Below are 24,551 nucleotides of genomic sequence, written 5' to 3'. Positions count from 1 at the left end.
TGGTTGCATTCGTTTTTTCAGTTTCCAAACTGTAGAATGCTCATGGGAGAATACATGAAATCCAAACTCGTTTCCATCACAAGTATCACAGTTCTTTTTTTGATCAGTGCCAGCATCACATCTGATAGTTCCTTTGATTTATCCACCGACTCCGATCGCAAATCAGTGAGTGTCACAATCTATAATGGAGGCATCGGCCTCGTCAGAGAAACACGTGTTTTGAACCTGGCAAAAGGAATTCGCACCTTACGATTTGAAGATGTCCCTTCCCAAATCATCCCACAAACCGTTCGTGTGAAAGGGGAAGATCCAAAAAAACTCACAGTCTTCGAACAAAACTATGAATATGATCTCATTTCTCCAGAACGATTGATGGATAAATACATTGGCAAAGAGGTGACCCTTTACCAGGACGGAAAGGAAAAAACAACTTCCGTAAAAGCAAAACTCATCGCCAATAATGGAAGTCCCGTTTACCAAATTGGAAACGAGGTTTCCCTTGGGTACAATGGCCGAGTCACTGTCCCTACCATCCCAGAGAATTTATTCGCTAAACCAACGTTAGTTTGGAAGTTAAAAAATGACACCGAGAAAGAGCAGGCTCTCGAAGTTTCTTACCAAACCAATGGACTTGGATGGTCGGCAGATTACATCCTCGTTTTGGATAAAGAAGAAAATGAATGTGGGCTCAATTCTTGGGTTACTTTAAATAACAACTCAGGAGCCGAATTTAAAAATGCCGTTTTGCAATTAGTGGCTGGAAAAGTGAATTTACTTTCCAACCGCCCAGCATACTCACCACAACCTCGTTATGCGAAAAAAACGATGGTAAAAGAGTATGAGGAATCTGATGCAGCTCCTGAATTTAGCCAAGAAAATCTTTCCGAGTATTATTTATATACTTTGGACCAACCCACAAATATCGGTTACAACCAAACTAAACAAGTGCAACTCTTCCAGTCAGAAGGAATTGAAATCAAAAAATACTTTGTTTTTGAAAACCTACCGATGTATGAAGGCAATGAGAAAAATTTTAACAACGCCACCATTAAATACATTTTTAAAAATGCTAAAAAAAACAATTTAGGTAGACCACTCCCCCAAGGAACCATCCGTGTTTTTAAAGCGGATTCCAAAGGAAGACAACAATTACTTGGGGAAGATACCATTGATCACACTCCAGAAAATGAAGATGTAAAAATCAAAACAGGCCAAGCTTTTGACGTGGTTGCCAATGGAAAAAGACTCTCGTATGAAGTTTTCAAACTCTCAAGAGGGGATAAATCTTCCTATTCTGTTGAAATTAGAAACAGAAAAAAGGAACCAATCGAAATTCGATTTTATGCAAGTTTATGGGGAGATTGGAACATCACTAAGTCATCTCATAAATTCACCAAAGAATCATCAACCAAAACCTATGCAGATGTTCCTCTCAAAGCAAATGAAGTGGTCACATTAGAATACACAGTCGAAACTAAATACTAAACATGGAAACAAAGTATGATGCCATCATCATTGGATCGGGAATCGGCGGGCTAACCGTCGCTTCCATTTTATCACAAGTCGCGGGCAAAAAAGTTTTAGTATTAGAACGTCATTTTAAGTTAGGTGGCTTTACACATACATTCAAACGATTGGGAAAATTTGAATGGGACGTAGGAATCCATTATATCGGTGATTTGGCTGAGGGTTCGATGTTACGAACCCTTTTTGATTCGATTACAAAACGTGGTGTCCAATGGAAAAAAATGGAAGAACCCTTTGAAGTTTTCGATTATCCAAATTTTAGTTTCCCTGTTTACGGTGAAAAAGAACGGTTCCGTAACGATCTAAAATCAAAATACCCGAACGAATCCAGCGCCATTGACCAATACTTCAAAGATGTGGAAACCTTTACACAGTGGTTTGGTAGGCATTTCACTCTGAAAGCCTTACCTGCTTTTTTTGAAAAGGCCGCAAAATTACTTGGACTTGGTCATATCTCCACTCCTTACATCACAACAAAAGAGTATATGGACAACCATTTCAAGGATCAAAGTCTAAAAGCATTGCTTTGTTCCCAGTGGGGGGACTATGGACTACCACCAAAAGATTCCTCCTTTGCCATTCACTCGATGATCGTAACCCATTACTTTAACGGAGGTTATTTCCCGATTGGAGGTTCCAGTAAAATTGTGGAGTCAATCGAACCGATCGTGGAAAAAAATGGTGGGGCGATGAAGATCCTCCATATAGTAAAAGAAATCATTTTGGATGGAGACAAAGCGATTGGTGTCAAGGTAGATGTACAAAAAGGAAAAACCTTTTCAGAACAAAGTTTTTTTGCTGATCTCATCATCTCCGATGCTGGTGCTTACACCACCTACAACAAACTATTGCCGAAACAATTTTCAAATGATTTCCAAATTCCTTTGGAATCACTCAGCACCCAAGGCACAACTTCCATCACACTTTACATTGGTTTTAAGGAATCTCCAACAAAATTGGGATTTCATGGCGAAAACCATTGGATTTTCCCAAATCTTAACCATGACGAAAGTTATGCGAAACGGAATGACCTAATCCATGGAAACCCACCAATGATGTATTTGTCGTTTCCATCCTTAAAGAACCCAGAGGCAGAAGGGCATACGGCCGAGGCGATAAGTTTTGCTGATTATTCCAACTTTGCCAAATGGAAAGAAGAACCTTGGAAAAAACGAGGGGAAGAATACAACCAATTGAAGGCAACGATTACAGAAGGGATGTTGCAGTTTTTGGAAGAACGATTCCCTGGTTTCCGAGACCTGATCGAGTTCACCGAGCTCTCAACTCCCATCACAACGGAATTCTTTACTGGACACAAAGAAGGTTCCATTTACGGACTTTCCTGTACACCAGAACGGTTCCGCCAAGAATGGTTAGGAGTGAGGACAACTGTGAAAAACCTTTACCTCACGGGAGCAGATGCCTGTTCTCCTGGCGTTGCTGGTGCGCTGATGGGTGGTGTTGCCACTTCTTCCGTCGTACTTGGGCTGACAGGGACTTTACGGCTCATGAAGGAACTTTTCCAAAAGAGCCAAGAAACCGTTTGACAAATGGTTTGAAGTTTGATAGTTTGATATTAAACCAATGGGAACAAAATTCAAAGGATCTAAAAAAGAAGTACAAGCTCTAGACTCGTTTATCAAACTCAAACGAGCCTCGGAATCCTTGTCTTCTCGCCTCATTTCTGAATTCTCAAAATGGAATATTTCAGAAAGCCAGTTTGGTGTTCTGGAAACATTGTACCACTTAGGTCCCCTTTGCCAAAAAGACTTAGGCGATAAAATCCTAAAAAGTACGGGAAACATCACGTTAGTCATCGATAACTTAGAAAAACGAAATTTGGTGGAACGAGTACGTGGTGTGGAAGACCGAAGGTTTATTTCTGTGCACTTAACCAACGAAGGTAAAAAACTGATCGAACAAATTTTTCCTGACCATGTCAAAAGGATCACTTCTGAATTTTCTGTCCTATCTCCAGAAGAACAGGACGTGTTAGGAAAAATCTGCAAAAAACTCGGCAAAAAAACCGAACCTACATCCAAGTAATTGAAATTTTAATCACGGTAATCCATTACCAATCGAAACCCCGCTCGCCTATCTTCACTTAGGTTTGGAATCCCTCCATATGATCTAGCACTTGCTGTTGCATTTTTCGCTGAGTCCGAATACGAACCTCCTCTCACCACTTTATAAATTTTCCCGAAAGAAAAGTTTTTGATATGATGCCCTGGATACAATTGGTAATCACTAGATGTCCATTCAGGTGCATTCCCACACATTCCGATGGCTCCATAGGGACTTGCCCCTTCTGTGGATAGTTCTAATACCGATTGGGTTTTTCCCAATTTTGATTCTCTCGTATTGCAATAGAGGGAATCATACTCATCACCAAAAGGATATTTGGTGGCTGTGATTTGGTATCCCAACGTTTCATCTCGGTTCGTATATTCCACCACTCCTGGTCCCCTTGCCGCTTTTTCCCATTCCCATTCAGTGGGAATTCGTTTGCCTGCCCATGCTGCATAACGTTCAACTTCACGATAAGTGAGATGGACCACAGGATGTTCAGCTTCCCCTTCAGGGTATCTGCCTCCAATCCAGTGGGGAGGTGCCTTTGTATTGGTTTGTTTTAAAAAGAATTCATATTCTGCATTCGTTACTTCATACTTATCTATGTAAAAGGATGGTATCTCTTTGAGATTAGAAGCTTTCGGTTCTAAAAAATAAGGGTTAAAACTATCTGAAGAGGGATCAGTCCCCTGACCGTATAAAAATAAACCTCGGGAAACTAGAACCATTTCCTTTCTATCTTTGGGATGGAAAACAGTTTTACGAGGCGAGGTATACCTTCCTTTAAAAAAGGCATCTGGTTCTGTGAAAAAATCTTCTTCCACATAACTCGAGATATAAGCATCTGTTGTGATTTCTTTCATTTTGGAAGTAGGGTCTGGCTTATAATCTCCAACTAACACTACTTCAATGAATTGATTGTTTTTATTGATGTTTTTTTCTTCCCAAATCGTATCTCTAACAATGAGCAGTCCTTGTTTGAGTTGGGTAAGTTTTTGATAAACTGGAAACTCTTTTGTTTCGCTAAAAAGAGATTTTAATTCAGAAACTGAGTATTTGGAAATCTTTTGATTTCGATAAATGCGAACTTTGATCCAAAGTCGATTTTTGTATACGCCAACAACTTCCCCTTTCCAGAGTTGGACTTTCTTTTTAGTCGTAGCGAAGGGTGATTCTTCCGACGTTTCCTCTTCTGAAACTAGGGGTGTGAAGAAAAACCCCAAAACGAATAGAACCAAAAGTAAATTTTTCATACTGTCTTTTATCATCATCGGCCTATTTCGCCGAAACCTTTTGATTGAAATTTCCCGTGCATCTATACAATCAGTGGGAAAAGGAAATGCAAAATTGATTGAGTTTCAATACAAACGGGAAAAAGAAAACATCCTCATTTCCTTAAAAACAGATTCCACACAAATTGGAACCTTTCATAGGATTGCGACCATCATTTATGCACTCAAAATGGACATCCTTTCGGGTGAACTTAGCACAGTCATTGAACAAGGAAATGAATTTACGATCGATTCGTTTATTTTGCAAGCAGCTGAAGGTGACACAACAAAAGCAGCGTTCCAATTGGGAATGATGATGGACTCCGTATTTTCGAAAAATGCAAAATTTGAAGAAATCTTAGAGAAATTACAAATCCAAGAACCTGCAGTTGCTACCTTCTTTAAGGAAACCCCAGAGTTTATCTTTTCAGACCTTCCCGAAAGAAACCAAACTTGTTTGTATTTAGAAAGCAGTGCAGGTCGGGGTTTGTTGTATTATGTTTCTCGCATCCTAATGCAAAACCAAATCAATATTTTAAGTGCTACGATTGAAACTGATTTTGAAACAGGAAGGGCGAAGGATAGTTTTTATTTAACAGATGGTTCGGGGCAGATGTTTGCTTCCACTGATCTTGCTCTCAAAATCAGAAGAGAAATCCTTGCCCCGATCCAATCAAACTCTCGTTAGAGATTAGTTTTTACAGAGAACCTTTAGGGAAGTTGCTTTGTCAACTTTTGGTGCTTTCCCGTTGGAAAAACGGTAAGCCAAACCAGACTTCTTATCAACTTCCGTTTTTGTCCAAAACTTGTCTTCGCTAGTTTTGATTTCATTTGGAGCTGTCGCAGCAAATTTCACCAAATCTTCTTTCGAAGGAACGACTCCACCAACCGACTTGCAATACGCAGCTGCTTCTGTGAACTTTTTGGAAGCAATTTTGTCAGTGAGGAAACCTGCCGTTGCCACTTCTTTCGGAGTTTCTTCCGCTTTTTTCTCAGATGCATCAGCAACTGGTTTTGTTTGGGCATCCGCTGGAGTTTTTGTTGCTTCTACTTGTGTAGTCGCAGTGGGAGCCTTTGGTTTGAGGTATTTGGCATACCCGAGGTATCCAATCGCGATAATTCCCGCTAATACTAAAAATAGATACACACCATTTCCGGATTCTTTCGTTCCGTGATCAGAACTATCTGAATGGGAAACAGGCGATTGTAGGGATGCTTGCGCCGACTCGTCATTTCCGAAGAGTGATGCACTCTCATTTCTTGTAGATTGTTTCTTAACCGTATTTGTTTTCTTGGCCGCTTTTTTAACAGCCTTCTTCTTAGCGGCAGATGATGATTTTTTCGTTGCCATAATGATAATCCTTATTGCCGAGACAATTCTAATTATAGTTATCACATAAAATCAAAAAAAGCTGAAGAACTTCTTCTCAATTTTGTTTTTTTTTAAAATTTTTTTAAGTGTGTTTCCGTTTCTCCTAAGAAATGATGATCCTAGATGAAAGAAGTTCGCATTGGTCTATTGGGTGCCGGAGTTGTCGGCACAAGTCTACTCCAACTCTTGGACAAAAACCGAGAAAAAATCCAACGTCATTATGGAATCAACTTACAACTAACAGCCATTGCGACCCGTAGCCCGGGAAAACTCCAAGGAAAAACGAACATTTCTCTAACGGAAGATGTGCTTTCCGTTACAAAACGTTCGGATATTGATATGATTGTTGAATTGATAGGCGGAACAGACATCGCCTACAAGGCCGTTCGCTCCTCACTTGAAAATGGCAAATCAGTCATCACCGCAAACAAGGCATTGTTATCCGAAAAAGGCCGAGAACTTTACGCAATCGCGGAAAAATCAGGTGTGGAATTAGGATACGAAGCGGCCGTTGCAGGCTCCATTCCCATCATTCGAACATTACGAGATGGTCTTGCTTCCTGTGAATTTGAAGTGATTTGTGGAATTCTGAATGGAACCACCAATTTTATTTTAACCAAAATGGAACAAGAATCTTGGGATTATGCCACTGCATTAAAGAAAGCACAAGAACTCGGATTTGCAGAGGCCGATCCTACGTTTGATGTCGAAGGCATTGATGCCGGCCATAAAATCAGTTTGTTAGCAAGCCTTGCGTTTCGGGAATTTGTTTCCTTCCAAACTGTATCGGTCAAAGGAATTTCTGAATTACAATCCCTTGACATCCAATCAGCACTCTCTCTTGGTTACCGGATCAAATTATTAGGTATCTCTAAACGAAGTTCGGCGGGAATCCTAACGAAGGTCCATCCTACGCTTGTTCCACTCGACCACCCACTTGCCAATGTTATGAATGAATCAAACGCTGTATTTTATAAAACGAAAGAAGCGGATTCTGGGATGATGACAGGGAAAGGTGCTGGTGGGATGCCAACCGCAAGTGCAGTCCTCTCTGACATCATTTATTATGCTTCCAGATTAGGAAGTAAGGACATCGCAAAAGAGAATAATTTATTTCCAGAAGGGAAACGTTTCCCTGAACCAGAGAATTTAGTACGGTATTACCTTCGTTTCTCAACTGTTGATAAACCAGGTGTACTTGCTGAAATTTCACAAATTTTAGGACGTCATAATATTTCGATTGCTTCCGTCCAACAAAAGGAATCCTCTTCGGAACCCGTTTCTGTCATTGTTGTCACTCATGCCGCTACCGAAGGGGAATTCCAAAAATCATTATTGGAAATTGATACCATGACAAACATCATCAAACAGAAGACGGTGGCAATTCGGTTATTGGAGAACCTCTAATCCCATGACTATCTTTAGTTTCCCTTCACTCACAATTGAAACGGAATCAATTCAAATCAAAGGGGAAGCGGTACAAGTTGTTTCATTTGTGGGCCAAATCACCAACACAAATGCTTATGAGATCAATCGAAACATTGCTTCGGTTTTCGAAGGTGGCATTTACCAAATCATTTTGGACTTAAGCAAATTGGAATACATCAATAGCATCGGTGTTGCCACGCTCATTGGGATCATCAAAACAGTAGAAAATCAAAATGGGAAAATTCGTATCGGGGGATTGAATCATTTTTTGGAAAATGTGATCCAACTTATGGACCTACCCAAAAAAGTACACATTCACAATTCTAAAGAAGAAGCCATCCTCAACTGGACGTAACTTCTAATTGTTTTTGTTCTTGTTTTTTCCAAATTTCATATTCAATCAAATCTAACAAACGAGAAAGGCCTTCCCTGGTCACCGCTGATACAAGTAAGGATCCGTTTTTTTGTAGGTTCTCACGTGTTTCCTCATCCAAACCATCTGCTTTATTATAAACCACCATTCGTGGAATTTCGTTTAATTGCAGAGAATTGAGAATTGTATCAACTGCATCCATTTGTTCCGAGTAATTTGGGTTTGTGACATCAACTACATGTAATAATAAATCTGCATCACCTAATTCTTCCAACGTAGCTTTGAAGGCTTGTGATAAATCCGGTGGCAGGTCATGGATAAATCCAACAGTGTCAGAGATGATGATTTCTCTTTCTTCGGGAAAACGAATCCTTCTAGTCGTTGGGTCCAAAGTAGCAAATAGTTTGTCTTCAGCAATGACTGTGGAATTGGTTAGGGCATTGAGAAGAGTTGATTTTCCTGCATTGGTGTAACCAACAATTCCCACAATGGGAATTTCGTTACGAGAACGAGACTTACGATTGAGTTCCCTCCTTCGTTTGAGATCTTTCAATTCGTTTTCCAAACGATTGATTTTTTCTTCCACACGTCTGTTTCCAATTTCTAATTTGGTTTCCCCAGGCCCCCTACCTCCAATACCACCCGTTAGGCGACTCATATTGTCATCTAATTCAGACAATCTGTTTTTAAGGTATTTCAATTGAGCAAGTTCTACTTGTAGTTTTCCATCTCTGGATTTCGCATTTTTGGAAAAAATATCTAAAATGAGTTGGGTGCGATCGATGATTTTTAAATCACTCGCATCTGAAATTTTTTTGGCTTGGGAAGGAGTGAGTTCCAAATCAAAAATCAGATGTTCTATGTCTTTGTGAACTGAAGTCAAAATGATTTCTTGTAATTTACCTTTCCCCACAACTGTGCGAGGATCCGGATCCCGTTTTTGTACATAAGTATCAACAACATGAATCCCAGCAGTTCGACAAAGTTCTTTTAGTTCTTCCATTGAGTGTTCGGGAGAACGTTTCATCTTCCTTACATCATACACACCAACAAGGAATGCTCTGTTTTCTTTTTGTGATTCTTTCAGGTTGGATGTTTTTTTAGTGAATTCGGATTCAAGTGCTTCTACTTGTTCCGAATATCCATACTTAATTTGACCAGGGTATTGTTTCGGAGATAATATCCACGGTTCTTTTGCATCTGGATCTGGATTGATAAAGGCGGAAAAAAAGTATTTGGGAATCCCATCTTTGTCCACACAAGCCGCTGTGATCGAATCAAACCGGTTGAGAACTAAGTCCATCAAATCTTCTTGATTTAACGGTTGTTCTTTGAGATGGGTATGGAAGAGTCGCAAGCCACGAAGGCGTGAGTGGGCAACACGGTAACGATCCAAATGAGGAATTTCGATGGAATGGTCATTGCCGACAATGAGATGAGTGACATAACCTGTCCTCTCGATGAGAAGTCCAACTTGCCTACCAATTTCGACAGAAATCTCTCCAACAAGGCGTGCGAGCTCCATGGAGATGATAGAATCCTCCCGAAGTCGCCTTTCTGAGAGAGATTTTAACTTTTTTAGTTGGTTTGGCTTGAGACCGGCGAGGTTGCCGCTAATTTTACTTATAGTACGTATCCGATATTCAAAGTATGGAAGTAGGCTATCATATGTTTCAAAAGGGTCAAGACATAATTTGGAAAGGCAGTTTATGGGTGGTCTTATTCCTTTTCACTGGATGTTCCAGCACCAAACCCTTTCAGTTAACAGATGTTTCACCAAAGTATCGCGAATACCAAGGCAGTGAACTCGATCCTCATAAATCAAAAAATGTAATCATCCCCGTTACTAAAAATCGTAAATATGATAACTTTATTGAAGAAGCCCATAAAACGATCGCCTTATTGGAATTTGGTGAAAATATTGCCTTACGAGCCGATAGCAAAAAAACCGTTGGGGAACCAGTTGAAAAAGAAATGCAAGCGGCTGCCTATTTAGAAGAAGATTTACCTTCTGTCATCACTCGACTTCCAGAACTCATCCAAACCAACCAATCACTGATTGATAGCACACCAAATGATTTTGACGGACCAACCATTGGAAGAGTGACTCGTGAATTAGGAACAATTTTAGAGTCCTTACAACAGTATAGTCCAAAGGCAATCGGAATTCAAAATGCAATCCGTAATCTAAGAGCTGATTCCAGTAACTACAACCAAGGTCGTGACATCGCAGAAGTAGATGTGAAACCAGAAACTGCGGATCCTATCCTTATCAATACAGATTCTGAAACCCAAAAAAAACCGGAAAAGCCAACCGTTAAAAAAGAAGATCCTTCCAAAAAAATTTCCATCAAACGATTGAATCGCAAAACAAAAGTTACGGGAAAAGCCACTGAACAAATTGATGAGATGGTAAAAAAGGAAGAGGAAGAAGTCCTATCTGATGAAGAAAAAAAAGACAAGGAATACACAGAACAAATCAGAAACGGACTCGTACAAGTCTTTCGTTGGGAATACTACCGCAAACCAAAAAACCTTGAGAAAATTTTAGCAACACACCCAATTCCAAGAGTTCGTTCTGCAGCAGCCTTGGCATTGGGAAGATTGAAAGCTGGTAGAGTCGCCCTGCAAACGGCCATTGACAAAGATGGTTACCAAGTAAGGCCATCTGCTTATAAAGCTCTGTCCGACTTAGGAGACAAACGTTCTTTATCATATTTTATCGCAGGAACCAAAGCTGAAGACCCAGAAGTGATTTCCGTCAGTTTTGAAGGACTCGGTAAAACTAAAGATCCTGCAGGCCGTGAATTGATTTTAACGCAAGGGATTGCTTCCGAATATGTAGTCATCGTTTCGGGTGCTTTACGGGGACTCGCTTATCATAAATTAGATGCGGATGTTGAAATATTTGATCGTTTTTTGAAATCCCAAGAACAAGAAATCAAAGAAGCAGCAATTGAAGCTTTAGCCATTCATGGTAGCCGAGAAAGTTTACGAATCTTAGAAAGGGTTGCTACGGAAGACCCAACTCTAGCCATAATGGCCATTGACGAGATTACAAAGAATCCTTCTTTATCCGCAACATTTGCTTTGATACGATTGAATGAATCACTCACCGATGAAAAATTCACCAAACGAATTGGTGAATCCTTATTACAAAGAAAAGCCTTTGGTAAGTATGCAATCATATTAGTTGAAGATGATTACTTGCGAGCAGAAGCAAATGAACGATCTACACCTATTTCTTATATCAAGGAAAAAGAAATTGGTCTCATTCTATCAGAAACGAAAAAGGAATTCGCAGTTCGTATGGGTGAAAACATTGTCACAGATAAATACATCCAAGTGAAAATGGAATCCACTTTACCTGGTGCAAGGAGTGCGTTTGTTTCTGGTTGGGTCTTTTATCCAAAAATTGACATCATTGAAGTAAAACAATTAGGAAGTGATGGGAATTCAGGTAAGTATTCTCAGTTAAAAAAAGGAAAACACAAAAACCTATTCAATCCAGAAAAAGAAGTGAAACTCCCTAAAAAGGATTAGATTTTCCTTTCACGAGGATGGTGGGGACCCACTCCACTATCCCTTGTTTGAGTGGAACCTTTGGAATCATCCAATGCAGTCCACAAAACCAAGTTAAAAAATAAGCAGAAAAAGGCATCACTCCCCAAACATCAAACCCAGTGGATGCGATGACCATCACACCCTTGTAACCTGATTTGTAAATGTTACGCATCATCCACAAACCTGAAGTTTGTGTTTCCATGGTGACATCGGACACAATCATATCGTAGTCATTTGACTTCTGAAATAATTCCCAACCTTGTTTTGCATCATAAGCTCGATCCGATTGGATTTTTTTTTGGTCAAAATAGTTTTTTAAGTGATTCGCATAACGATCATTATCATCAACAATCAATATTTTTTTCATATTTGGATCTCTGCATCAGCAAATTGGCTATCGTATAATTTTTTATAAATCCCATTTTTTTGAAGTAAGGAATCATGGTCTCCTTGTTCTTTGATCTCACCTTCTTCGATGACAACAATGTTTTTGATTCGCCTAACGGTAGATAATCTATGCGCAATGATAAATGTAGTTCGATTTTGGAAAAGCCTTTCTAAAGCTCGGCTCACCAGTCGTTCTGATTCAGCGTCCAATGCACTTGTTGCCTCATCCAATATCATAATCTCTGCATTTCGTAACAAAGCACGAGCAATGACTAAACGTTGCCTTTGGCCACCACTCAAATCCAAACCTCGTACTCCAATCATGGTGTCGTAACCATTTTCCATTTTTGTGATAAAATCATGAGCATTCGCCAAACGAGCGGCTCTCACCACTTCTTTTCTTGTCGCGGCCCCTGTTCCATAAGCGATGTTTTCGGCAATGGTTCCATGAAAGAGAAAAATTTCCTGAGTGACGATTCCTATTTTCTTACGCAAAGACTTAAGGGAGTAATGTTTGATATCTATCCCATCAATTGTAATTTTACCCGAAGTTGGATCAAAAAATCGAGGAATCAAATCCATCATTGTTGATTTACCAGATCCACTGGTTCCAACAAAGGCATAGGTTTCTCCGAGTTTGATATCTAAATTGATCCCTTTGAGAACTTCTTGGTTGGTTCCAGGATAAGAAAAATGAATGTCTTCAAACTTGATCCCTTCGGTGATTTTCTCCAAAACAGTTTCATCACCATGTTCGATGACTTCTGGGTCCCGATCGATAATTTCAAAAATTCGTTTCCCGGCCGAATTGGCTTGGGTGATTTTACCAACCATTTGGGAAAGTTGTGTGAGTGGTCGCATTAAAAATAATAAGGTCAATAAAAATGCCATAAACTCACCTTGCGTGAATTTACCTGAATAAATGAATTTTGCACCTAACGCAAAGTAACCCAGAACCACAATGGAAGAAGTTAACTCCACAAGACTGGGGGCCATTTGCAGATAAAACTGGCCTTTGAATGTTCGACGATATACTTTTTGGTTGATATTATCAAATTTTTTGAGGTCTTGGGTTTCTTGTCGAAACGTACGGATCACTTTGATACCAGAAATAAACTCTTGGATATGCCCATTGAGATCGGCTATTTTTTCTTGGAACCTTGCTGTTGATGAGGATATTTTACGTGTGAAAAGTGTAACTGGTAAGATCACTACAGGCACTGTCAAACATGCCAAAATTAATAGTTCTGAATTTAGATAAATTAGAATGACCAAATGTGTTAACACATAAAAGAAATTAATTACCGCATCACGTAAGTTACTTGAGATCACTGCTGCCACAATTTCTGCATCGTTGATGACACGACTCATAATGAGTCCTGTTTTTTCTTTATAAAAATAGGTGAGAGGTAATCTTTGAACTTTTTGGAAAAGCTCCTGACGGATGTCGCGGACAGCTTTGTAACCAGCAGTGGCGATACAATACACCGATAACAGATATGTTCCTAATTTTAATAAATACAATGGGAATACTGCAATACATACTGCCCAAACAACTTCTTTTGGTTCCATGTCTTTGGTGTAGTCGTTGACTTGGAGTTTAAAAGAGATGATCACCCTTTTGATACGTTCGAGCCCATCAAGGCTATCCTCACCAAGTAACACTTCTTGCACCAATATGGTTTTTTCTGGTAGTGTGAGATCTAAGTGAAACCTATTGTTTTTGTCACTTCCCAAGGAATCAAAGAGAGGGATTAATGCAGTAAGGGAGATACCATTGAGTACAGCAGTTAACAAAGCAAAGATGAGTCCTAAAACAAACCTTTGTCTATAATGAACGCTATAACTCAGTAATCTTAAAAAATATTTCATGTAAGAACTTCCTCATAGAAGTTACGAAGTAAGGTCTCTCCATATTCCGTTAGGATGGATTCAGGATGGAATTGGACCCCAAAAACCTTTTTCCATTTTCTGTGACGAATTCCCATGATCACACCATCTTTTGTTTCTGCTGTCACTTCCAATTCCTCGGGAAAATTCAGTTTTGAAACAGCCCACGAATGGTAACGATTTGCTAAAAATCGGTTGGGAATCTTTTTGAAGAGTCCCTCTCCCGTATGTTCAATGGGTGACGGTCGGCCATGATGGATATCTTTTGTTTGTTCTAATTTTGCACCAAAGGTTTCCGCAATGGTTTGGTGCCCAAGGCAAATTCCAAGTATTGGTAACCTGGGATATAAATTAGTAAAATGGGAAACCAGTTTCCCTGATGTTTTCGGCAAACCAGGTCCCGGAGATAATACAACTGCTTTAAACTTTTGATTTGAATCCAGTGGAAGCGTTTCATTATTTCGCATAACAGTCGTTGGTGCGATTTTGTTTAGGTATTGGTATAAAATATAGGTGAATGAATCGTAGTTATCGATGAGTAAAAACATACTAGGATTGGACCAGTGGAATTGAGTTTCTAATCCACCGATCCTAATTCCAACTTTTAAGCGTTTGGAGTTTCGATCCCAACTCCGTCGTTGAGGAATTTCGAAATGATCACTCTTTGGATTTGTGAGGTTCCTTCGTAGATTTGGAAAATTTTTGCATCACGCATCAATTTTTCTACTGGGTACTCTTCGTTGAATCCGTATCCACCAAATATTTGAACTGCATCTGTCGTGACACGCATCGCCATATCAGCACAGAAAACTTTTGCAATCGATGCTTGGTATGTGTTTCGGAATCCATTGTCGATGAGCCATGCAGACTGCCAGCAAAGCAAACGACCTGCTTCAATGTCACGAGCCATCTCAGCGATCATAAAACTCACACCTTGGTTTACGGAAATTGGTTTTCCAAACGCATTACGAGTGTTTGCATAACGAATGGAATGGTCAAGCGCTGCACGAGCTACACCAACTGCTCCGATTGCAACAGCGGGACGAGTTTGGTCAAAAGCACCCATCGCAATTTTAAAACCTTCCCCTTCTTTCCCGATCATATTTTCTTTTGGAACTTTTACATCTTCAAAAGTTACACCACGGGTATCGGAACAACGTTGTCCCATATTCTTTTCTTTTTTGCCGATGATGATTCCTGGAGTTTTGGCATCCACGATAAATCCAGTCATCCCTTTGTGTCCCGCATTTGGATCTGTTTTTGCTAATACAAAAAACCAATCAGCATGACCTGCGTTTGTGATCCACATTTTGGATCCGTTGATGATGTATTCATCACCCACACGTTTTGCCGTTGTACGGATACCGGCAACATCGGATCCAGCACCTGGTTCTGTTACAGCATAGGCGGCTAAGGTAAAATTTTCCGACATCGGTTGGATGAATTTTTTCATCACGTAATCATCAGCACCGAGTAGTACTGGTGCGAGTGCGAGATTGTTTGCAAGGATTGCAGTCGCCATCCCAGAACATCCATAAAATAATTCTTCGGAAGCGATGAGTTCGTCGAGAACCCCAAGTCCTGCTCCACCATATTCGGCAGGGATGTGCATATTCATGAGCCCCACATCGAATGCTTTTTTCAAAATTTCTTTTGGATACTCACCAGTGTGGTCATGGTGTTCCGCTTTCGGAATCATTTCATTTTTTGCGAAATCTCTGGCTAAATCGCGGAGGGCTTTTTGTTCATCGGTGATTGAAAAGTCGATCATGGGTTGCCTTATGGATGTTTTTTTACAGTACTTTGGAATTTTCTCTATGAGTCAAGAAACTAGGGCGACTTAAATCTGTTGAAAAATCTTTTGAATCCAAAATCCTAGCCATGGGAGACAACAATGTCAGGACACTCGAAATGGGCGACGATTCGAAGAAAAAAAGGAGCCATTGATGCCAAAAGAGGCGCCATCTTTACAAGGATAGCCAAAGAAATTTCTGTGGCAGCCAAAGAAGGTGGAGGGGACCAAGAAGGAAACCCAAGGCTTCGATTAGCGGTGACAAAAGCGAAAGCTGCCAATATGCCCAAAGACAATATCGAACGTGCCATCAAAAAGGGAACGGGTGGTCTTGAAGGCATGGTGTATGAAGAGTGTCTCTATGAATGTTATGCACCGGGTGGCGTTGCCATCATGGTGGATGTTTTGACAGATAAAAAATCCCGTACAACTCCCGAAATCAAAAGTATTTTAACAAAACTTGGTGGATCCCTTGCCAATGCGGGTGCTGTTTCACGTTTGTTCGAAAGAAAAGGCCAACTCACACTCAAAGCAGATCAAATTTCAGAGGAAGCATTGTTTGATTTGGCGCTAGGTGCTGGCGCAGAAGACATCCAAGTGAACGATGGCATGTATGTGGTCCTCACATCGCCTGCAGAGTATGAAGCAGTACAGTCAGCCCTTTCATCTAAAGGATTGAACATGGAAGAATCGGAAATCAAATACATCCCGATGACAACTGTTGAAGTGAATGATAAAGAGACTGCTGAAAAAGTAATGAAATTGATTGAGAACTTGGAAGCAAACGATGATGTGCAAGGTGTGAGTTCCAATTTTGAGTTAGGCGACGGTGTCGAACTCGATTGATGCGGTGATTTGCCTTACAAAATCAACCAGCAGACAGGGATTTATGTCTCCCTGTCAAATTCCAGATCAATTGATAAACGTAGCGACAAGGAACACTTCGATTCCTTGTGTTTGGTTTATTTTTTCTTGATGATGCCTGCGATGAAAATCAAAAGGATCGCTCCAATTACGGCGACAATGAGTTCGGCAATGATTCCGTAAGAACGGAAACCAAGTAAACCAAATACAATTCCACCTAAAAACGATCCTACCACACCAATCACTAAATTGGCAATGATCCCAAAACCTTTCCCTCTGAGGATTCGACCTGCAAGCCAACCTGCCGCCAGTCCGATGAGTAAAAACCAAATAAAACTATACATAAGTGACTATCCTTGTTGCCTTTTCTATTGAATTCTCATAAAATTACAAGACGTCGTTAAAGAATCAAATCATATACGAAGGTAACATTTGAAAAATCAACTTTTAACAGGTCCCTATTATTTCGGAATGAAAGACTTGGAAGTATTCAAAAAACATTTCATCCAAGAAAATAAAGGAAAACCACTCTTTCTCATTCGATTCGAAAATATCACTGGCATTGAACTTACCGAATTTTTAGATTTATTACGCACTGAATTTTATTCCTGTTTGGATTTGGAAGATATTTGTTTTGGGTTCCACTACTTGGAAAAACAAAACATCTTGTTAATGGGAATCTCACCTTTATTTGAATGGGACATTGAAAAATTTCCCAATATCGAAAACTCAGTTGGAAAATTCCAACAACAATGCCTGCAGAACAAAATCGTTTCCTTTCACTTTGGTGTATCCCGAACACAATCTAACTTTATTTCTGATAACGAAGAAATTTTTGCAGAACTATTTAAGTCTTCTGAAAAAAATCTTAACGACAACTTAGTGCGTTGGAGTTGGACCTATTACAACAAAGCCAATACATACATTTCAGGTTCTGTTCATGAAGCCATGATCCAACCGACAGTGATCTTCAATCCAAAAGACAAAACCTATTCTGTGAAAGGTGGGGAAGTGTTTTTAGGTGGAGGGGCATACATAGGTTATAAAGATCTAATCAATGACATCCCATCTGACCAGGACATCAACCGGATCGAATTATTAATTTTAGAAAAACTGATCATAGCATGTGAAGGTGCACCAGGGTTATTAAAGTTTAATATTTCTCCCCAATCATTGATAGATACCTTCTCACAAAACGACAGAGTCGACCGATTAAAAAAACTCATCCTAAGCAAAGACCTATCACCTGAGAATGTTCGATTTGAACTTGTAGAAAAACCATACGATGAATCTAAATTTCATTTAAAAGATGTGTGCCATGCATTTTATTCGCACGGAATGAGTTTTGCTGCTGATGACTTTGGAGTCAAAAGTCAGTCTCATCAAATTGTACTCGATCTCGGGATTATGATCAAAGAATTCAAATTGGATCCGATTAGTTTTAAATTTAAAATCGAAGAAGACCAAATTAAATTTTTGGATAATTTAGCTTTTATTGATTATTGCAAACGATTGGCAGACAACCGCGAAGCAGTGATTACGGCCGAAGCTGTCGAAGATTTTGATACCTTAAATTTCTTAATGGAACACCAAATTTATCAATTCCAAGCCAATATCTTATTTGGAAAAATGACAGTTACGGATTACAAAAGGGATTTTGATTTACTCCATTCCATTCACGAGGATGTTGTGAAAGAAGTATTAACAGATAAAATTTTATCGGAAAAACAAAAGAAAGTTGGCAACTTGTTCTTAGTTGCATCCGAAGAAGGACTCATTTAAAATTTTATGCATTTTATCATGGCTATCGAAAATGATCCAAATTCCTCTCAAGATTTGGAAAATATTTTTTTAGGATTGCGCCAACGTGTAGTGATCACCAAGTTTTCGGTGACCGTTCAAGAATATGTTAAATCTTCTAACCCAGATATTATTTTAATGGGATTAACGTTTAAGGACAAAAAAGAGTTAGAATTCATTTTAGAACTTCGCCGCGACGTAATCACACACAACATTCCTATTTTGGCAATGATTCCGAAGGAAGAAAATAACTTTATCACGAATCATAAAAAACTTGGTTTTACAGATTACATGATAAAACCACTCGCTAAACAGGCATTACTTGATAGAATCCAATCTCATATTGAAGAGTATAAATTCAGTGAATCTTCCAAAACAAGGGATAATGTTTCATTTGTCGTAGTTGATCGAGGTCATGGTCGGGTATTGTTCCAATGCCGTGCCAATTTAAAACGATATGTATTCCCAGAGTTTAAAAAAATTTTTACGATTAATTTTTTAAAATCGATCCAGGCAGAAAGAATTTGTTTTGATGTTAGGGTAGTTCCAGAACTTGGAAAAGATGAAGTCGAAGTTTTTGAACGTGTAATGAAAATATTTCAGAATCACGATAAAATCATTTTCATTGCGGGCCGACATATGGGTGCTTTTATTGAACATGCAAAAGACGATGAAAGAATGTTAGTGTTTATGGCACCGAACGAATTCGATGAATACGTAAAGATGGAAGAATTGAAAAAAGAGGAACAACGAAAAAAGGAAAAAAAAGAAAAGTTTGCGAAAGATTCCAACAAAGAAGCTTCACAAAGTCCATCAGTTCCTCCAACCAATTTAGGTGATGTCAAAGTGGAAATTGGTCCAACGAGTTTGACTCCATCGCCATCTACTGAAGTGAACCCAGCGGAAACATCTCAAACTACTGCAAACGAAATAAAAAACAATATCAAAGATACAAATCCTATATAAGAATCATAATTGCCATTTACCTGTTAATATAAGGGAATCAAGATTCCAACCAAGCGGAAAATATTTAGTAAAACAATAGAAATTTAAGATAAAAGAAGAGATATATGAACTATAAAAGAGAAGAAATCGATCTACCTAATGGAAAAGGAGAAATCATTCGTTTCCAAATGAATGAACAAAACTCACTCACAGGCCAAAACATGAGAGACCTCGGTGAGATTTTAAATGAAATCAAAGCAGATCCTAAAAAAAGAGGTGTGATCTTTGCAACTGACAATCCAAAATTTTTCTGTAATGGACTTGATGCAGAGAATCTTTTAGCCACACCTAAAGACAAACTAATAGACGAAGTGGGTGGCATTGTTATCCTTTTTGGAGAACTTGTGAAATTCGATAAACCTCTCATTACTGAAGTTACTGGTTATGCAATGGGTGGAGGTGCAGTGATAACAGTTGCATCTGATTTCAAATACATGTTAGACGGTAAATGTCGCATTGGTTTTACTGAAGTGAATGTTGGATTACCACTTCCTGGTAGTTTCATTGATCGAATTAAGATGTGTGTCGAGCCGAGATATTGGGCAGAAGTTTGTTTGGAGGGAACCATTTATAAAGCACCTGAAGCCAAAAAAATAGGTCTCATTGATGAAATTGCTCCAACACCTGAAGAAGTTAGAAAACTTGCTCTAAAAAAATTAGAGTCGCTCGCAAAGGTTCCATCTTCCGCTTTCCGTGCGACAAAAAATACATTGAATGCAAATCTTTTACGTAACTTGGAACAATACAAAATTGATACGACAAAATCATTTGAACAACCAGGTGTAGTGGATAATTTACTGGAAGCAATGACTGCACTCAAAGAAAAAAGGAGACCTGTTTTCCAATAACGGTTCTACATTGAAAGTCAGGAGTCTAGAATTCTGTCTCCTGATTTCTTATAAGTCTTTTCACCATACTTGCCGAAAATTATAGTGAAATCTGATGTTGCGTTTTTTCGTATTAGTCCTCATTCCAAGTTTTTTCACTCTCTTTGCAATATCATCCTCTGATTATCCACCAGGATTTGTTTTAAAAAATCCCTATGTATGGCCTGTAAAAGGTTTTGATTCCATCACAGGAGCCTTTGGCGAATTTCAAACTGGTCATTTTCATATGGGTCAGGATTTTTCCACGGGTGGAAAGATAGGTGTTCCCATCCTTGCTGTGGCAAAAGGAAAAGTGACCAGAGTCCAACGGAGATGGACTAGCATTGGTTATGCGCTATTCTTACAACATGATGATGGAATGACTTCTCGTTATGGCCATTTGCACAAATTCGCGCCAAAAGTTGTCAAACAAATCTTAAAATCCAAACAAGCGAGACGATTCAAAGACAGAACGGATTTTGACATTGCACTTCCAGAACCTGTAGACGTGGAGGCAGGTGAAACCATTGCATTCTCTGGAGACACGGGTGTTGGTCCCCCTCACTTACACTTTGAACTTTTTAAAGACAATGTGTATTACAATCCAATGCATTTTGGATTGGGGTATAATGCTGCAGAACCAATTGTATTTAATACCTTACGAATCACCCCGCAAACTCCACGAACATTCATCAATGGCCGAAATGAAACAATTGAAATACCATTTTATGAAACTAGTGGGAATCGTTTTGAATTATCAGAATCACCAACACTTTTTATCCAAGGAAAAGTGGGCATTCAGATTGCGATCCATCAAAAATCGAATAATAATCGATTAGGTATATTCACCTTAGATATGTTAATTGGTGATAATGTATTACAAGGTTTTCAACTTTCAAAGATTCTAAAAGAACACACTAGAAAAAATGTTTTATTGTACGACAGTTCCGTCAGTAAACCCAATGGAAATCCTTTCTCCTATTATTTACATACCAGAGATGGAAATGATTTACTTGGAATGCGAAGCAACGGTCGTGAACAAGGCCTTCTTGACAGTGAACAAATGAAAATGGGTGAACCGAAAGAGGTAACCATTCGTGCCACTGGTATGGGAGGACAGATGTCTCTTGCTTCTTTTTATGTTTTAAAAGACCAAGGGGATTACAGCCACATTGTCACTAAAGAATGGAAATATAATGTGTATTATGATCGTTATACTACATTCAAATCAAAGGATACGAAGGTGGAATTATTTTTTCCCGTGAATGCAGTTTATTCAAAAGCATTCTTTGAAATTGAAGCACAAGAACATATCAAAATCAACACACAAGGTCTAAACCAACTTTCAAGTGTGTATAAAATTGGCCCCGATTTCAAAGACTTTAATCTGGGTTACGATCTGTATGTGAAAGTCCCCAAAACGAAAGATATCAATTCGGCTGATTTGTATGAAGTATTACCAGATGGAAATGTTAAAAAAATCAACGGTTCTTCCTTTAGTTCTTGGGGGCATTTTTTTAAAGTCCGCCTCCGCAAAACGGGACTGTTTGTGGTTTTATCCGATCAAACTCCACCAAACATCTATTTGCATGAATTGATGAATAAATCGGTTTATCCAAGAGAGGACTTTGCTTTATATCTCAAAGCTGTGGATATTGGATCAGGGATTATGCCAGATGGATTTGATATTACGGTGGATGGAATTCCTGGTAAGGCGGAATTTTTTCCAAAAGATGGTCGCCTTGAAATTTTTGAACCAGAGATTTTATACGAACCTGGCAAACACACAGTTCTTGCAAGCGTAAGAGATTTTGCTGGGAATTGGAGTTCTACGGTAAGATACGATTATGAAATTCAGGCCCCACCGGTTGTGGAAGAGAAGAAAAAAATTGTCACCGAAACAACGGTAGTCGAAAATCCAAAAGAAAAAAAATCTACAAAAGAAACCAAATCAAAACAATCTTCGCCTAAGGTACAAAAGGTGGTAAAACCAATCACGATCGCACCTAAGGCAAAGGATAAAAAGTCTACATCCCGATAGCAGCACCACCGTCAACGCGGAGGTATGTTCCTGTAATATAGGATGCATCATTACTTAAGAAAAACTTAACTGCAGATGCGATCTCTTCTTGTTTTCCAGGACGTTTGAGTGGAATGACTGCAGGATCTGTTAACTTTTCTTGTACTTCCTTGGAAAGTGTGCCTGTCATTTCTGTTTGTACATATCCTGGGCATACAGCATTAACGAGTACGTTCCTTCCTGAAAATTCACGTGCAGAAACTTTTGTCAGAGCAATGACTCCCGCTTTAGAAGTAGAGTAGTTTGCTTGGCCAGGTTGGCCTGTTAATCCTGATACGGAAGAGATATTCACAATTCTTCCTGAATCAGATTTGAGTATGAGTTTACTTGCAGACTTAGTCATAAGGAAAACACCCTTGCAGTTAACATCCATAACAAAGTCGTATTCTTGTTCTGACATACGAATGAGTAGGTTGTCTTTCAAAACACCAGCATTGTTCACTAGAAAATCAAGTTTTCCAAAGGCTTCCTTAGTTTTGCTGATCGCAGCGTCACAATCTTCAGGTTTAGTTACGTTACATGCAACTCCGATTGCCTTTACACCAAATTTTGCTTCGACTTCTCTTGCCGCTTCTTCAATTTTTTCCTGATTCAAATCAACAAGCACCAAACTTGCACCATGCGATGCGATTCGGTTTGCAATTGCTCTTCCCAAACCAATGGGAGAGGCAGCTCCCGTTACCAGTGCTACTTTTCCTTCGAATTCTTTGGACATATGCCCCCCTAGGATTTATTACTAGATTCTAAACATGAAACTCGAACATCGTTCGGCAATCGTAAAATTACCAGTTGAAGCAGAAGTTTGCATTGAGAGACTGCCCTTATGATCGATCGATATAGCCATCCAGAAATTTCCGCCATTTGGGAATTAGAGAACAAATTTAAAATTTGGACAGATATAGAAATTTATGCCTGCGAGGCGCGCGCCAATCGAGGAGAAGTACCAAAAGAAGACCTCGAAACCATCAAACAAAAAGCAAAATTCAATGTGGATGAAATTCTAGAAATCGAATCCAAAGTGCATCATGACGTGATCGCGTATTTAACCAATTTAAATTCTTATATAGGACCAGCTGGCCGTCATGTTCACTTCGGTCTCACTTCCAGTGATGTAGGTGATACCGCACTTTGTGTGCAAATGGTGCAAGCAATGGACCTCCTCATCCAACGGACAGAAACATTATTAGAAACAACCAAACAAAAAGCAAAAGAGTACAAAGACCTTCCTTGTATCGGAAGATCACATGGAATCCATGCGGAACCCATGACTCTTGGCCTTAAGTTTGCACTCTTTTATGCAGAGATGACTCGTAACTTAGAACGAATGAAAGATGCCCGCGCACAAGTTGCCGTTGGAAAACTTTCTGGAGCCGTTGGAACGTATTCCAATATCGATTTAGAAATTGAAGAGTATGTATTAACCAAACTCGGTTTAACAGTAGATCCAATTGCAACACAAGTGATTTCTAGAGACAGACATGCATTTTATATGTCAGTACTTGGTGTGGTTGCAGCTAGCTTAGACCGAATGGCAACGGAAATTCGTTTGTTACAAAAAACAGAAGGTCGCGAAGTGGAAGAACCATTTGCAAAGGGACAAAAGGGATCATCAGCAATGCCGCACAAACGTAATCCTGTGGTTTGTGAAAGAATTTCGGGTATCTCTCGTGTGATTCGCTCCAATGTGAATGTCGGATTACAAAACGTTGGTCTTTGGCACGAAAGGGATATTTCCCATTCTTCTGCGGAACGCATTGTTTTACCTGATTCTACAATAGCACTCGATTACATCTTAGAAAAAATGAATTTCGTTCTAAAAGGCCTTCATGTGTATCCTGATGCAACAGAACGTACGTTAAACGTCACACGTGGTTTAATATTTTCACAAAAAGTATTGTTGTGGCTCATCGAAAAAGGTGGAATCACTCGTGAAGATGCATACCTAATCGTACAAGAAAATGCAATGGCGGTTTGGGCTGACCAATCCAAAAATCTAAGAGACCTATTGAAACAAGACCCTCGTTGTTCTTCGATATTAAATGATTCTGACTTGGATGAAATTTTCCAAATCAAACCATATTTAGAAAGAATTCCGCTCATCTTCAAACGATTGGGAATCACTGATTAAAAATCATTCATTCAAAGATTTTTTAAACTCTTTAGAGGGTTAGGTTATGCATTCAAAACAAACCTAACCCTTTTTATTTTACCTTGGTAAAATCGTCTAAAAATTCTCGGATGGCAAACACATTCTATTTAACT

At 39.2% G+C, this 24,551-nt stretch carries 22 protein-coding genes; 13 read left to right on the top strand and 9 right to left on the bottom strand.

Translation table 11 applies throughout. From position 1 onward, the window contains the following. Positions 1 to 54 precede the first annotated feature (54 nt). The 3 genes from LEP1GSC202_RS06030 to LEP1GSC202_RS06020 are packed head-to-tail and all read left to right on the top strand — an operon-like array spanning position 55 to position 3,573. Complete coding sequence (locus tag LEP1GSC202_RS06030) at positions 55 to 1,485, top strand: DUF4139 domain-containing protein (RefSeq protein ID WP_015676930.1); 1,431 nt, start codon at positions 55 to 57, stop codon at positions 1,483 to 1,485. A 2-nt stretch (positions 1,486 to 1,487) separates the two neighbouring features. Next, on the top strand, positions 1,488 to 3,074 hold the full coding sequence (locus tag LEP1GSC202_RS06025) for a phytoene desaturase family protein (protein ID WP_015677530.1): 1,587 nt from the start codon (positions 1,488 to 1,490) through the stop codon (positions 3,072 to 3,074). Positions 3,075 to 3,111: 37 nt separating this feature from the next. Then, positions 3,112 to 3,573 carry a MarR family winged helix-turn-helix transcriptional regulator gene (locus LEP1GSC202_RS06020; protein WP_015676836.1) on the top strand — a complete coding sequence of 154 codons (462 nt, stop codon included), beginning with the start codon at positions 3,112 to 3,114 and terminating at the stop codon, positions 3,571 to 3,573. An 8-nt stretch (positions 3,574 to 3,581) separates the two neighbouring features. Here the strand turns inward: LEP1GSC202_RS06020 and LEP1GSC202_RS06015 are convergent, their stop codons facing one another. Then, positions 3,582 to 4,850 (bottom strand): formylglycine-generating enzyme family protein, encoded by a 1,269-nt coding sequence (locus tag LEP1GSC202_RS06015; RefSeq protein WP_015677397.1) that lies wholly within the window; start codon positions 4,848 to 4,850, stop codon positions 3,582 to 3,584. 94 nt (positions 4,851 to 4,944) lie between these two features. On the opposite strand from LEP1GSC202_RS06015, the gene LEP1GSC202_RS06010 reads away from it, so the two are divergent. Beyond that, positions 4,945 to 5,556 carry a hypothetical protein gene (locus tag LEP1GSC202_RS06010; protein ID WP_015676820.1) on the top strand — a complete coding sequence of 204 codons (612 nt, stop codon included), beginning with the start codon at positions 4,945 to 4,947 and terminating at the stop codon, positions 5,554 to 5,556. Positions 5,557 to 5,559: 3 nt separating this feature from the next. Here the strand turns inward: LEP1GSC202_RS06010 and LEP1GSC202_RS06005 are convergent, their stop codons facing one another. Next, entirely contained in the window at positions 5,560 to 6,219 is a 660-nt protein-coding gene (locus LEP1GSC202_RS06005; RefSeq protein WP_015676954.1) for a hypothetical protein, read from the bottom strand. Between the two features lie 144 nt (positions 6,220 to 6,363). Between LEP1GSC202_RS06005 and LEP1GSC202_RS06000 the strand changes: the two genes are divergently transcribed. Continuing rightward, positions 6,364 to 7,647 carry a homoserine dehydrogenase gene (locus LEP1GSC202_RS06000; RefSeq protein ID WP_015676367.1) on the top strand — a complete coding sequence of 428 codons (1,284 nt, stop codon included), beginning with the start codon at positions 6,364 to 6,366 and terminating at the stop codon, positions 7,645 to 7,647. Between the two features lie 4 nt (positions 7,648 to 7,651). Further along, positions 7,652 to 8,023, top strand: coding sequence for an STAS domain-containing protein (locus LEP1GSC202_RS05995; protein ID WP_015677534.1), 372 nt, complete (start codon positions 7,652 to 7,654; stop codon positions 8,021 to 8,023). Here LEP1GSC202_RS05995 and hflX read toward each other — a convergent pair. After that, positions 8,010 to 9,566, bottom strand: coding sequence for a GTPase HflX (gene hflX, locus LEP1GSC202_RS05990; protein WP_015676728.1), 1,557 nt, complete (start codon positions 9,564 to 9,566; stop codon positions 8,010 to 8,012). The two genes, LEP1GSC202_RS05995 and hflX, sit on opposite strands and share 14 nt — an antisense overlap. 143 nt (positions 9,567 to 9,709) lie before the next feature. Between hflX and LEP1GSC202_RS05985 the strand changes: the two genes are divergently transcribed. Beyond that, entirely contained in the window at positions 9,710 to 11,584 is a 1,875-nt protein-coding gene (locus LEP1GSC202_RS05985; protein ID WP_015676955.1) for a HEAT repeat domain-containing protein, read from the top strand. Here LEP1GSC202_RS05985 and LEP1GSC202_RS05980 read toward each other — a convergent pair. Genes LEP1GSC202_RS05980 through LEP1GSC202_RS05965 form a run of 4 tightly spaced genes read right to left on the bottom strand, consistent with a single transcriptional unit; the run spans position 11,571 to position 15,653 of the window. Continuing rightward, positions 11,571 to 11,972: a response regulator gene (locus LEP1GSC202_RS05980; RefSeq protein WP_015676443.1), complete on the bottom strand. Its 402-nt coding sequence runs from the start codon at positions 11,970 to 11,972 to the stop codon at positions 11,571 to 11,573. The two genes, LEP1GSC202_RS05985 and LEP1GSC202_RS05980, sit on opposite strands and share 14 nt — an antisense overlap. Beyond that, complete coding sequence (locus LEP1GSC202_RS05975) at positions 11,969 to 13,864, bottom strand: ABC transporter ATP-binding protein (protein ID WP_015676643.1); 1,896 nt, start codon at positions 13,862 to 13,864, stop codon at positions 11,969 to 11,971. Before LEP1GSC202_RS05975 ends, LEP1GSC202_RS05980 begins: the two co-directional genes overlap by 4 nt. Beyond that, positions 13,861 to 14,430, bottom strand: coding sequence for an anthranilate synthase component II (locus LEP1GSC202_RS05970; RefSeq protein WP_015677208.1), 570 nt, complete (start codon positions 14,428 to 14,430; stop codon positions 13,861 to 13,863). The genes LEP1GSC202_RS05975 and LEP1GSC202_RS05970 overlap by 4 nt, the downstream gene beginning before the upstream one ends. A 56-nt stretch (positions 14,431 to 14,486) precedes the next feature. Beyond that, positions 14,487 to 15,653 (bottom strand): acyl-CoA dehydrogenase family protein, encoded by a 1,167-nt coding sequence (locus LEP1GSC202_RS05965; protein WP_015677329.1) that lies wholly within the window; start codon positions 15,651 to 15,653, stop codon positions 14,487 to 14,489. Between the two features lie 123 nt (positions 15,654 to 15,776). On the opposite strand from LEP1GSC202_RS05965, the gene LEP1GSC202_RS05960 reads away from it, so the two are divergent. Next, positions 15,777 to 16,520: a YebC/PmpR family DNA-binding transcriptional regulator gene (locus LEP1GSC202_RS05960; protein ID WP_015676619.1), complete on the top strand. Its 744-nt coding sequence runs from the start codon at positions 15,777 to 15,779 to the stop codon at positions 16,518 to 16,520. A 116-nt stretch (positions 16,521 to 16,636) separates the two neighbouring features. Here LEP1GSC202_RS05960 and LEP1GSC202_RS05955 read toward each other — a convergent pair whose 3' ends face one another. Beyond that, a complete protein-coding gene (locus LEP1GSC202_RS05955) occupies positions 16,637 to 16,882 on the bottom strand; it encodes a GlsB/YeaQ/YmgE family stress response membrane protein (protein ID WP_015676818.1) in 246 nt (81 codons plus the stop codon). A gap of 88 nt (positions 16,883 to 16,970) precedes the next feature. Here LEP1GSC202_RS05955 and LEP1GSC202_RS05950 point away from each other — a divergent pair, with 88 nt between their 5' ends. From LEP1GSC202_RS05950 to LEP1GSC202_RS05935, 4 genes are all read left to right on the top strand, one after another. Next, complete coding sequence (locus LEP1GSC202_RS05950; protein ID WP_015676595.1) at positions 16,971 to 18,320, top strand: EAL domain-containing protein; 1,350 nt, start codon at positions 16,971 to 16,973, stop codon at positions 18,318 to 18,320. Positions 18,321 to 18,326: 6 nt separating this feature from the next. Beyond that, positions 18,327 to 19,304 carry a response regulator gene (locus LEP1GSC202_RS05945; RefSeq protein ID WP_015676972.1) on the top strand — a complete coding sequence of 326 codons (978 nt, stop codon included), beginning with the start codon at positions 18,327 to 18,329 and terminating at the stop codon, positions 19,302 to 19,304. Positions 19,305 to 19,408: 104 nt separating this feature from the next. Continuing rightward, positions 19,409 to 20,191 (top strand): enoyl-CoA hydratase/isomerase family protein, encoded by a 783-nt coding sequence (locus tag LEP1GSC202_RS05940; protein ID WP_015677555.1) that lies wholly within the window; start codon positions 19,409 to 19,411, stop codon positions 20,189 to 20,191. A gap of 94 nt (positions 20,192 to 20,285) precedes the next feature. Beyond that, entirely contained in the window at positions 20,286 to 22,250 is a 1,965-nt protein-coding gene (locus LEP1GSC202_RS05935) for a M23 family metallopeptidase (RefSeq protein WP_015676960.1), read from the top strand. On the opposite strand, the gene LEP1GSC202_RS05930 is transcribed toward LEP1GSC202_RS05935, so the two are convergent. Beyond that, complete coding sequence (locus LEP1GSC202_RS05930) at positions 22,237 to 23,004, bottom strand: glucose 1-dehydrogenase (protein WP_004786786.1); 768 nt, start codon at positions 23,002 to 23,004, stop codon at positions 22,237 to 22,239. The genes LEP1GSC202_RS05935 and LEP1GSC202_RS05930 overlap by 14 nt on opposite strands. Positions 23,005 to 23,112: 108 nt before the next feature. Between LEP1GSC202_RS05930 and purB the strand changes: the two genes are divergently transcribed. Then, positions 23,113 to 24,417: an adenylosuccinate lyase gene (gene purB, locus LEP1GSC202_RS05925; RefSeq protein WP_015677190.1), complete on the top strand. Its 1,305-nt coding sequence runs from the start codon at positions 23,113 to 23,115 to the stop codon at positions 24,415 to 24,417. Positions 24,418 to 24,551 lie beyond the last annotated feature (134 nt).

The organism is Leptospira yanagawae serovar Saopaulo str. Sao Paulo = ATCC 700523, from assembly GCF_000332475.2.
In the GTDB taxonomy this organism is placed as follows: Bacteria; Spirochaetota; Leptospiria; order Leptospirales; family Leptospiraceae; genus Leptospira_A; species Leptospira_A yanagawae.
Note: the sequence above shows the minus strand (reverse complement) of the source record. Positions and strands in the feature narration are given on the sequence as shown.

Bases quoted from the DNA above. Each gene is read 5' to 3' on its own strand.
- LEP1GSC202_RS06030 (WP_015676930.1), top strand. From the start codon at position 55: ATGAAATCCAAACTCGTTTCCATCACAAGTATCACAGTTCTTTTTTTG.
- LEP1GSC202_RS06025 (WP_015677530.1), top strand. From the start codon at position 1,488: ATGGAAACAAAGTATGATGCCATCATCATTGGATCGGGAATCGGCGGG.
- LEP1GSC202_RS06020 (WP_015676836.1), top strand. From the start codon at position 3,112: ATGGGAACAAAATTCAAAGGATCTAAAAAAGAAGTACAAGCTCTAGAC.
- LEP1GSC202_RS06015 (WP_015677397.1), bottom strand. From the start codon at position 4,850: ATGAAAAATTTACTTTTGGTTCTATTCGTTTTGGGGTTTTTCTTCACA.
- LEP1GSC202_RS06005 (WP_015676954.1), bottom strand. From the start codon at position 6,219: ATGGCAACGAAAAAATCATCATCTGCCGCTAAGAAGAAGGCTGTTAAA.
- LEP1GSC202_RS06000 (WP_015676367.1), top strand. From the start codon at position 6,364: ATGAAAGAAGTTCGCATTGGTCTATTGGGTGCCGGAGTTGTCGGCACA.
- LEP1GSC202_RS05995 (WP_015677534.1), top strand. From the start codon at position 7,652: ATGACTATCTTTAGTTTCCCTTCACTCACAATTGAAACGGAATCAATT.
- hflX (WP_015676728.1), bottom strand. From the start codon at position 9,566: ATGGAGCTCGCACGCCTTGTTGGAGAGATTTCTGTCGAAATTGGTAGG.
- LEP1GSC202_RS05985 (WP_015676955.1), top strand. From the start codon at position 9,710: ATGTTTCAAAAGGGTCAAGACATAATTTGGAAAGGCAGTTTATGGGTG.
- LEP1GSC202_RS05980 (WP_015676443.1), bottom strand. From the start codon at position 11,972: ATGAAAAAAATATTGATTGTTGATGATAATGATCGTTATGCGAATCAC.
- LEP1GSC202_RS05975 (WP_015676643.1), bottom strand. From the start codon at position 13,864: ATGAAATATTTTTTAAGATTACTGAGTTATAGCGTTCATTATAGACAA.
- LEP1GSC202_RS05970 (WP_015677208.1), bottom strand. From the start codon at position 14,430: ATGTTTTTACTCATCGATAACTACGATTCATTCACCTATATTTTATAC.
- LEP1GSC202_RS05965 (WP_015677329.1), bottom strand. From the start codon at position 15,653: ATGATCGACTTTTCAATCACCGATGAACAAAAAGCCCTCCGCGATTTA.
- LEP1GSC202_RS05960 (WP_015676619.1), top strand. From the start codon at position 15,777: ATGTCAGGACACTCGAAATGGGCGACGATTCGAAGAAAAAAAGGAGCC.
- LEP1GSC202_RS05955 (WP_015676818.1), bottom strand. From the start codon at position 16,882: ATGTATAGTTTTATTTGGTTTTTACTCATCGGACTGGCGGCAGGTTGG.
- LEP1GSC202_RS05945 (WP_015676972.1), top strand. From the start codon at position 18,327: ATGCATTTTATCATGGCTATCGAAAATGATCCAAATTCCTCTCAAGAT.
- LEP1GSC202_RS05940 (WP_015677555.1), top strand. From the start codon at position 19,409: ATGAACTATAAAAGAGAAGAAATCGATCTACCTAATGGAAAAGGAGAA.
- LEP1GSC202_RS05935 (WP_015676960.1), top strand. From the start codon at position 20,286: ATGTTGCGTTTTTTCGTATTAGTCCTCATTCCAAGTTTTTTCACTCTC.
- LEP1GSC202_RS05930 (WP_004786786.1), bottom strand. From the start codon at position 23,004: ATGTCCAAAGAATTCGAAGGAAAAGTAGCACTGGTAACGGGAGCTGCC.
- purB (WP_015677190.1), top strand. From the start codon at position 23,113: ATGATCGATCGATATAGCCATCCAGAAATTTCCGCCATTTGGGAATTA.